Below are 8,812 nucleotides of genomic sequence, written 5' to 3'. Positions count from 1 at the left end.
GTATAAGAGACAGGTCGGGGTCCCTGTGGCGCGCGACGGGGAGGCGGAGGCGGGCCGGGAGGATCGCGGCGACGGGCCTCCCGGCGTGGACGGACCGACGCACGCGCTGAGGACCGACGCGACGACGAGCGCGGTCGCGGCGGCGAGGAACGGGCGTGCCCGGCGGCGGACGACGGAGCAGGCGGGCACGGACATGACGTGGGCGATGGTAGGCGGCGCGGCGCGGGAGCGGCTGGGCGCACGGCAGCCGGCCGAACTCCGCCGGCAGATCGACCACGACCTCGAACCCCGTGGCGTCGGCGGCTCGGAGGCGCAGCCCTCGCGCCTCCGAGCCCCGGTCACCGCTCCGTCGGCTCGTCCGGATCGTCGATGTCCCGCCAGTTCCCGATGACCGGGAACTCGGTGACCCGCAGCCGAGCCGATCCGTACGGCACGAGACGGAGGTCGTCGTCCGGTCCGTGGTCGAGCACCGGGCTGAACGGCGGCGTGTCCGCCTGTGCCCCGGCCATCCGCCACTCGGTCGCGCGCGCACCCGGGGCGTGCAGCACGACGGGCGCACGCCGCCGGTCCTCCAACGACCAGGGGGCAGCCGGGACTGCACCGCGGGTCACCCGCCATCCCGCAGCGTCCCGGACCTCGGCGAGCGCCCAGTTCCACGACCCGCGCGCGTGCACCTCCCATTCGCCGATGCCGGGCGCCCCGTCGTGCTCCACCCACCGCTCTCCCGGCGAGTACACCATCGTCAGCGGCCCGAGCCGCACCGCGGCGGCCTGACGCTCGCGCCGGACGACCCGGGCCCGCATCGGCAGGACGAGGACGACGTCCCCCGTCGCCGACCAGTCGCGTTCCAGGGTCACGTACCCGTCCACGACCGGGAGGCCCGCATCGGCCCCCGGCGATCCGATCGCCACACGGACACCGCCGACCGTCAACTCGGCGCCCTGCGCCCACGACGGGACGCGCAGCCGCAGGGCGAACGGCGTCGTGCGCGAGGTCGCGACCCGGATCCTCACGGTCTCGTCGAACGGGTACTCGGTGTCCACGACGATCGACACCGCATCGTCGTCCACCTCGGTCGCGATCGCGGACGGCGCGTAGGCGACGACCCGCAGCCCGTCCGCGTCGCGCAGCCACAGGTGCGACACGAACTTCGGCCACCCCTGGTGGAGGTTGGCCGTGCAGCACCCGAAGTGGGGTTCGAGTCCGAAGATCCCGGCGTCGTCGGACGAGAAACTCCACTCCCGCCGGCCGACCGACACCTCGACCTGGTTCGCCTGCTGGTGGTACTGGTGCCCACGCATCTCCGGGTCGCTCGACGCCGGGAGCAGGTTGTACGCGAGCGACTCGAGCCGGTCGCCGTCGATGCCGCGTCCGTACACCTGCGCGTGCACCTCCGTGGTGAACATCATCTCGACGACCTGACAGGTCTCGATGCCGGCCGTGGCCTCGCGTCCGCCGAGCCACTCGTCGCCGGAGAACCATCCGCTCGCCTGCCCGTGCCAGCGGTCGAGCGCGGTGAACGACGCCTCCGTCCGAGCGGTGTGGCCACGGACGTCCCGGTCGCGGAGCGCCGAGACGGCTCCCGTCTTCAGACCCATGGCGACGTTCGGTCCGTGCGTCCGGTGGGAGAACGTCCGGGCCGGGCCGGTGATGAGGTCGCTCGCCAGGTAGTCGTCCCACCGGATGGTCTGCGCTGCCAACAGGTCGACGAGGTCGAGCAGCCACGGGTCGCCGGTCCGCTCGTACAGCCACCACACGGACAGCGCGTTGTCGGCGCCCCGAGCACGTCCCCACGAGGTCAGCGGCCGGCCCGGGAGCGCGGAGAGCTGGTGCCGGAAGTACCGCTCGAGGAACGGCGGCACCCGCTCGTCGCCCGTGGCGTCCGCGTGCTGCGTGAGCACCTTGAGGGCGACCATCCGCGGCCACCAGTCGTCGTTGCCGATCGGCCCGAAGAACCCGTCGTCGCGCTGCGATGCGAGGATCCACTCGATCCACGGCGTCGCCAGGGCGAGGAGCCGGTCGTCCTGTAGCACGTGCGCGAGCGGGACCAGCCCGTCGAGGTAGTACGGCCCGCGCTCCCAGTTCTCCCCCGCTCCCCCACGCCAGCCGCTGTCCGGCCCGACGTCGGGCCAGATCGCCTCGAGCTGCCCGGTGATGTTGTCGGCCTGCAACCGGAGCTGGTCGAGCAGCCAGCCGCGTGGCGTGATGCTCCCGAGCGGCAGCGGCCGGTGTGACCGCCCCTCGGTGGTCGTGGTGGTGGTGCTGGTGATTGTCATTTGATCGATCCTCCGATGAGGCCTCTGGTGTAGTAGCGCTGCAGGGCGAGGAACAGCACGACCACCGGAACGGTCGCGACGCACGCGACCGCGGTGAGGAGTCCGGGGTCGATCACCGGGACCCCGGGGATCTTGAAGGACGTGCTGATGCTCGACAGCGCGAGCGGGAGTGTGTACTTGCTGTCCGTCGACAGGAACGTCACCGAACTCAGGAGGTCGTTCCAGCCGGCCATGAACCCGAACAGCGCGACCGTGACGAGCCCTGGCCACGCCAGCGGGAGCATCACCGAGCGGAGGATCCGCCCGGTGCCGGCGCCGTCGATCGCTGCCGCGTCCTCGAGTTCCGACGGGATGCCGTCGAAGGTGTTGCGCATGACGAACACCGAGAACGGGAGCTGGAGTGTCACGAGGACGAGCACCACCCCGGCCAGCGAATCGAGCAGCCCGAGCTTGCCGAGCACGATCGACAGCGGCGTCAGCAGTCCCTGGAACGGCACGACGAGCGGCGCGAGCAGGAGGATGAACACGACCGACGAGCCGCGGAACCGGATCTTCGACAGGGCGTAGGCGGCGAGCGTCGACACGAGCGCCACGAGGACCGCGACCGCGATGGCGACCACGAACGAGTTGACGATGTTCTGCCGCAGGTCCACCGACGGGTCGAACACCTTCCCGTAGTTCCGGAGCGTGAGCGTCGCGAGCGACTCCGGTCCGATCCCCCGGGCGTCGGCGTCGGCCGGCAGGAACGACCGGAACAGGATGTAGACGACCGGCGCGATGAACAGGAGCGCGAGCACCGTCCCGATGGCGACGTAGGCGACACCACTCGCGTCGGGCCCACGCCGCCGCCGCGCGGGCGCATGCGGCAGTCCGGTCCGGTTCGCGGCATCCGGTCTGGAGGCTCGGCTCGCATCACGTCGAGGCGCCGCTGCCGTTCGCTTCGTCACGTCCGTCGTGCTCATCGCTCGTCCTCCGCACTGGTCGACCGCAGCGCCCGCAGCTGGACGATCGCGATGACGAGGATGATCACCGTGAGGATCATCGACAGCGCGGCGCCGTAGCCGAGGTCGTAGCGGACGAACGACTGCTGGTACGTGTACATCACGGTCGTCGTGGTCGCGCCGCTCGGGCCGCCCTTGGTCAGCACGTAGAACTGGTCGAAGACGAGGATCGAGCCGGACACCGCGAGCAGCAGGCAGAGCGCGAACTGTCGCCGGACGAGCGGGAACACGACGGACCCCTCGCGACGCCACCATCCGGCGCCGTCGATCTTCGCCGCCTCGATCACCTCGCCCGGCACGGCCTGCATGCCCGCCATGAGCAGGATCATCGCGACGCCCATCGACTTCCACACCGTCAGGACGACGACCGCCCAGAACGCCGTGTCCGGTGCCGTGAACCACGCGGTGTCCCCGTTGGTCACTCCGACCGACCGGAGGAGCACGTTGATCGCCCCGGTGCCCGGCACGAGCAGCACGTTCGCCATGTAGGCGGCGGCGGTGAACCCGATGACGACCGGCATGAAGAACGCCGTCCGGACGAAGGAGACGAACCGCCCCTCACCTCGGACCATCGTCGCGGCGGCGTAGCTCACGGCCATCCCGACCGGCACCGACACGACGGTGAACAGGAGCGAGAACACGAGCGAGTGCCAGAACGCCGCGTCCTGGAACGCCTGTACGTAGTTCCCGACGCCGGCGGGGCTGACCCGGCCGAGGAGGGGCCAGTTCGAGAACGACATCACGACGAGCAGCACCATCGGCACGACGAAGAACACGACCGCGAGGACGAGCGCGGGGGCGACGAGCACCCATGCCAGTGTCTGGCGCCGACGGCCGGCGGAGCGCGGCCGGGCACCGATGCGCCCGTCCGCGACCCCGGCGAGCGCCGAGGAGGTGACGGCCGTCACTTCCCGACCTGGCTGTAGGCCTGCCCGATGAGCGCGTTCGCTTGCTTCTCGGCGCTCGCGAGGGCCGCCGAGGCGTCAGCGCCCTGGAAGATCACCTTCTGGGACTGCTGTGCCCACGGACCGTTGGGGTCGTTGATCACCGCGTTGTAGGCGATGCTCTTCGGGAGCTTGCCGATCGCGAGCGTGTCGACGATGTCCTTCGACCACTCGTCGGTCGCGAGGCTCTTCGCCACGGTGAGGTCCGGTGCGATCCAGCCCTGCGAGAGATCGATCCGCGCGGCCTTCTTCGAGCTGACGAGCCACTTCATGAGGGACCACGCACCGTCGCTGTTCTTCGCACCGGCCGTCATGCCGATCTCGTCACCGCCGAGGAAGGAACCAGAACCGCCGTCCACGCCGGGGATCCCGACGGCGCTGCCGAAGTCGGCCTTCTTCGCGGTGAGGGTGTTCGCGCCGGTGAACACGATGCCGACCTTGCCGTTCAGGGCGTTCTCCTGCCCGACGTTGCCCGGGTCCTGGTTCGGTTCGTCGGTCTTCTGCATGAGCCCGGACTTCCACATGTCCTGGTACCAATCGACCATGCCGACCAGGTTCTTGCTGGTGAACTCGGCCTTCTGGCTCTTCCCTGCCGCGGTGAGGACGCTGCCGCCCTTCGCCCATGCGCTCGGGAACCCCGTCCACGCCTGCCCGACGCCGCCGAGGGTCGAGAACCCGGTGACGCCACCGCCGAGCCCCTGGATCTTCTCTGCAGCGGCCTTGACCTCGGCGAGGGTGGTCGGCGGCTTGGTCGGGTCGAGCCCGGCCTTCTCGAACAGGGACTTGTTCCAGAACATCTGCGATCCGGTCAGTGCCACCGGCAGGGCGTACTGCTTGCCGTCGAGCCTGCCGATCGCGACGCCAGCCGGAGCGAGGTCGCCCTTGTCCGGCAGCTTCCCCGCCTTGTCCGTGACGTCGGCGAGCAGACCCTGCGTCGCGAGCAGCGGCGTGTTGACGATGTCGTAGCTGACGAGGTCGGGCACGGATCCCGCTCGCGCCGAGTTCGCGAGCTTCGTGAGGTACTGATCGGCCTGGATCGTGGAGATCTTCACCGTGACGTCCGGGTGCGCCTTCTCGTACGCCTTGACCTGGTCCGTCAGGTCGACACCGCCGTCACGCTGCCAGAGCGTGACGGTGCCCTTCGCCGCATCGCCGCCTCCACCGGCCGAGCCACTCGCAGAACATCCGGCCAGCCCGATCACCGCGATCGTCAGGGCGGCCGCGGCGACCGAAGTCCGCCGCGTCATCGATGTCTTCATCGTCATCTCCCGCATCTCTCCTTGCCGCACCGTTGCCGCAAGATTTGCTGTGTTTGCTGACGCTATGGCTCGCGGTGTGGCCGTGTCAATGCGCTGATCCGACCAGTATTGCGGCAATGTTTGCCGTGTGCCGTACGCTGGCAGCGGGAGGAGGACGCAGTGGTCAACCGACGTGAAGTGACCCTCGCCGACGTCGCCGCGCGAACGGGGGTGTCCGTCGGCACGGTCTCCAAGGTCCTCAACGGCCGGGGGCAGATCGCGGAGGAGACGCGGCAACGCGTCAGCGCGGCCGCCACGGAGCTGGGACTGACGGTGCGCGCCCCGGGGCGGACGGTGCCGGGCGCCGACCGTGCGGTCGCCCGACCGATGCGCGGGCTCGCTGGGGCGCCAGGGTCGGCGGGCGTGGCCCCAGGGCGGTCCTTCCTGGTGGGTGTGCTGTCGACGGACGCCTACGGCCGCTTCACCATCCCCATCCTCACCGGCGCCGAGGACACCTTCGGCCCGGGCGAGGTCTCGATGTTGCTCGCCGAGAGCCGCGGCGACCCGATCCGCGAGACGCACTACGTGCAGACGTTCCTCAACCAGCGCGTCGACGGCATCGTCGTGACGGGGCGCTCGAGCGATCCGCGCCCGTCGATCACCGAGCTGCTCGGCGTCCCCGCCGTGTACGCGCTCTCGCCGTCGCTCGACCCCGACGACGTCTCGATCGTGCCGGACGACGAAGCAGGCGCGGCCCGAGCGATCGACCACCTGCTGGGATCGGGCCGCCGCTCGATCGCGGTCATCTCGGGTGCCCGACGACACACCGCGAGTTCGCACCGCGTCGAGAGCGCGAAGCGGGCGATCGCCGCCGCCGGCGCCACACTCGCCAGCGGCGACGCGATGTACGGCGAGTGGAGCGAACGGTGGGGGTACGAGGCCGCGACCCGGTTGCTCGGGACGCAGTTCGACGGGGTGTTCTGCACCAGTGACCAGATCGCGCGAGGCGTCGTGGACTGCCTCCGTGAGGCGGGCATCGTGGTGCCGACCCAGGTCGGCGTCGTCGGCGTCGACAACTGGAGCGTCATCACCGACGCCGCGCGGCCGAGCATCACGTCGGTGGACCTCAACCTCCGGGAGGTCGGGCGCCAGGCGGCGGACCTGCTCATGCGGATGATCCAGGGTGAGCAGGTCACGGGCGGCGTGCGCACGGCGGACTGTTTCCTCGTGGCACGGCAGTCGACGTGAGCGACGAGGCCGACCCGCGGCTGCGGCGCACGTTGGCGGCAGCCGGGCTGCCGCCGACGGGGCGGTACCTGCTCAAGGCCGGCTGGGTGAGCCGTGCCTGGGTCGGTGACGAGTACGTCGTCCGACTGAGCGACGGACGGATCCGTGACGCCTACGACCACGAAGCCAGGGTCGTCGACCTGCTCAGTGGCAGTGCCGTTCCGCACGCTCGGCACATCGCGCACGGCGACGGCCCGGACGGACCCTGGTCCGTCTCCGAACGCCTTCCGGGTCGGACCCTGCACGACGCGTGGCCCTCGGCCGATCCGAGCCTGCGGCGAGCGATGATCGAGAGCCTCGGAGCCGCGTTGCGCGCACTCCACGGCGTTCCCGTACCGGACGACCTGATGCCGCCGTGGCTCGCCGACGCGCTGAACGGAGGGTCGTGGCCCGCGTACCACCCACCCGTCGTGCACGCGATGCTCCAGCTGGTCGAGGACGCCCGTCGTTCACCCACGCATGACCCGCGCCTGCTCGCGGACGTCGCCCACTGGATCGGGGAGCGACTTCCGCTGTTCACGGCCGAGCACCACGTCCTCGTCCACGGCGACCTCCACGGGTCCAACGTGATGGTCGACGGAGACCGGGTCACCGGGATCATCGACTTCGCGGAGGCACTGGCGCAGCCAGCGACCGCCGAGCTCGACACGATCCTGCGCTGGTGCGCTCGGCCGTCCGAGTTCCCCCCGACGCCCGACGCTCGAGGGCTCGACCGGCCATCGCTCGCCGAGGTCCCCGGTTGGCTGCACGGCGCCTACCCGGAGCTGTTCGAGCGCGAGCACCTCCGCGAACGGTTGGACGTCCACGACCTGTTCGTGGAGCTCGCGGTCGCCGCGCATCATCCCGACCCCGAGGTGCGCGATGTGGCGTGGGGTCGCGTCGCCCACCTGCTGTCCGGTCACGACCATCTCGACGGACTCGTCTGGTAGGTCGGGAGCCTCCTGATCAGGAGCACCACGCGGTGACCGGTCAGCCTGCACAGCCCCGGCGCGGCGTGGAGGACCGCGCCGGGGCACCGGCGCTCAGCTGCCGTGCGCCTCCTCGGCGACCGGCTGCCATGCGCGCCACGTCTCGAGTCGGCTCGCGTAGTCCTTCTCGGCGATCCCGAGCGGCGCCGACCCGAAGAAGACGCGCAGCGGCGGCTCCTCGGCGTCGACGATCCGGAGGATCGGCCCACGGGTGGCGGCCGGGTCGCCCGCGCTGGCCGCGGCACGGCTCGCGTTGCGGGCCTCCCGGACGTCGGCGTAGGCGTCGATCTCGGCGCTCGTCGAGGACGACGGGCCGGACCAGTCCGTGGAGAACCCGCCGGGCTCGACCAGGGTGACCGTGATGCCGAAGCCGGCGACCTCCTGGGACAGCGACTGGCTGAACCCCTCGAGCGCCCACTTCGACGCGTGGTAGATGCCGGTGATCGGGAACGCGCTGATCCCGCCGATGCTCGACACCTGGATGATGCGGCCCGACCGCTGCTCGCGCATGACCGGGAGCGCCGCCTGGGTGACCCAGAGGGCCCCGAACAGGTTCGTCTCGAGCTGGGCGCGCGCCTCCTGCTCGCTGATCTCCTCAATCATCCCGAACTGTCCGTAGCCGGCGTTGTTGACGACCACGTCGAGGCGCCCGAAGCGCTCGGCCGCCTGCTGCACCGCCGCGAAGTCGGCGTCACGGTCGGTGACGTCGAGACGGATCGGGAGGAACGTGTCCGGGTACTGCTCGGCGAGTGCGACGATGTCGTCCGGGTTGCGGGCGGTCCCGGCGACGCTGTCGCCGCGTTCCAGGGCGGCCTCCGCCCACTCACGTCCGAAGCCCCGGGACGCGCCGGTGATGAACCAGACCTTGCTCATACGTGTTCTCCTTCGTGGTCAGGGCCTCCATCGTTCTCCGGCTCCGGGGACGGCACTCAGGCGGGCTGCTGCGTCTGCCGCTGCCCACTCCGGCGCTGGTCCTCGGAGCCGACCGGTGTCCGTCCCGACCAGGGCGTTGATACAGTGCTCACACTCTTCACCCAGGCGGCCGATGGCGCCCGCCCCGAGGACACTGCTGTCCGCGGGCGGACGGCGATGCCGCCG

The 8,812-nt window shown here is 70.8% G+C and carries 7 protein-coding genes; 2 read left to right on the top strand and 5 right to left on the bottom strand.

All coding sequences use genetic code 11. The features are described 5' to 3' along the window. Positions 1-338 precede the first annotated feature (338 nt). The 4 genes from DEI86_RS15340 to DEI86_RS15325 are packed head-to-tail and all read right to left on the bottom strand — an operon-like array spanning position 339 to position 5,486. Positions 339-2,276, bottom strand: a complete 1,938-nt coding sequence (locus DEI86_RS15340; protein WP_111050086.1) for a beta-L-arabinofuranosidase domain-containing protein — start codon at positions 2,274-2,276, stop codon at positions 339-341. Then, positions 2,273-3,238 carry a carbohydrate ABC transporter permease gene (locus DEI86_RS15335; RefSeq protein ID WP_111026383.1) on the bottom strand — a complete coding sequence of 322 codons (966 nt, stop codon included), beginning with the start codon at positions 3,236-3,238 and terminating at the stop codon, positions 2,273-2,275. Before DEI86_RS15335 ends, DEI86_RS15340 begins: the two co-directional genes overlap by 4 nt. Beyond that, positions 3,235-4,185 (bottom strand): carbohydrate ABC transporter permease, encoded by a 951-nt coding sequence (locus tag DEI86_RS15330; RefSeq protein WP_111050085.1) that lies wholly within the window; start codon positions 4,183-4,185, stop codon positions 3,235-3,237. The genes DEI86_RS15335 and DEI86_RS15330 overlap by 4 nt, the downstream gene beginning before the upstream one ends. Next, on the bottom strand, positions 4,182-5,486 hold the full coding sequence (locus DEI86_RS15325; protein WP_181439814.1) for an ABC transporter substrate-binding protein: 1,305 nt from the start codon (positions 5,484-5,486) through the stop codon (positions 4,182-4,184). Before DEI86_RS15325 ends, DEI86_RS15330 begins: the two co-directional genes overlap by 4 nt. A 153-nt stretch (positions 5,487-5,639) precedes the next feature. On the opposite strand from DEI86_RS15325, the gene DEI86_RS15320 reads away from it, so the two are divergent. Together DEI86_RS15320 and DEI86_RS15315 are read left to right on the top strand one after the other, a co-directional pair. Continuing rightward, positions 5,640-6,707, top strand: coding sequence for a LacI family DNA-binding transcriptional regulator (locus DEI86_RS15320; RefSeq protein WP_111026381.1), 1,068 nt, complete (start codon positions 5,640-5,642; stop codon positions 6,705-6,707). Beyond that, entirely contained in the window at positions 6,704-7,675 is a 972-nt protein-coding gene (locus DEI86_RS15315; RefSeq protein WP_258376578.1) for a phosphotransferase family protein, read from the top strand. The genes DEI86_RS15320 and DEI86_RS15315 overlap by 4 nt, the downstream gene beginning before the upstream one ends. Before the next feature lie 93 nt (positions 7,676-7,768). Here the strand turns inward: DEI86_RS15315 and DEI86_RS15310 are convergent, their stop codons facing one another. Next, positions 7,769-8,587, bottom strand: a complete 819-nt coding sequence (locus tag DEI86_RS15310) for an SDR family oxidoreductase (RefSeq protein WP_111050082.1) — start codon at positions 8,585-8,587, stop codon at positions 7,769-7,771. Positions 8,588-8,812: the final 225 nt, after the last annotated feature.

The organism is Curtobacterium sp. MCBD17_028, from assembly GCF_003234875.1.
Classification (GTDB): Bacteria; Actinomycetota; Actinomycetes; order Actinomycetales; family Microbacteriaceae; genus Curtobacterium.
The sequence above is the reverse complement of the archived record's forward strand: the minus strand, read 5'-3'. Positions and strand labels throughout refer to the sequence as shown.

Bases quoted from the DNA above. Each gene is read 5' to 3' on its own strand.
- DEI86_RS15325 (WP_181439814.1), bottom strand. From the start codon at position 5,486: ATGACGATGAAGACATCGATGACGCGGCGGACTTCGGTCGCCGCGGCC.
- DEI86_RS15340 (WP_111050086.1), bottom strand. From the start codon at position 2,276: ATGACAATCACCAGCACCACCACCACGACCACCGAGGGGCGGTCACAC.
- DEI86_RS15310 (WP_111050082.1), bottom strand. From the start codon at position 8,587: ATGAGCAAGGTCTGGTTCATCACCGGCGCGTCCCGGGGCTTCGGACGT.
- DEI86_RS15335 (WP_111026383.1), bottom strand. From the start codon at position 3,238: ATGAGCACGACGGACGTGACGAAGCGAACGGCAGCGGCGCCTCGACGT.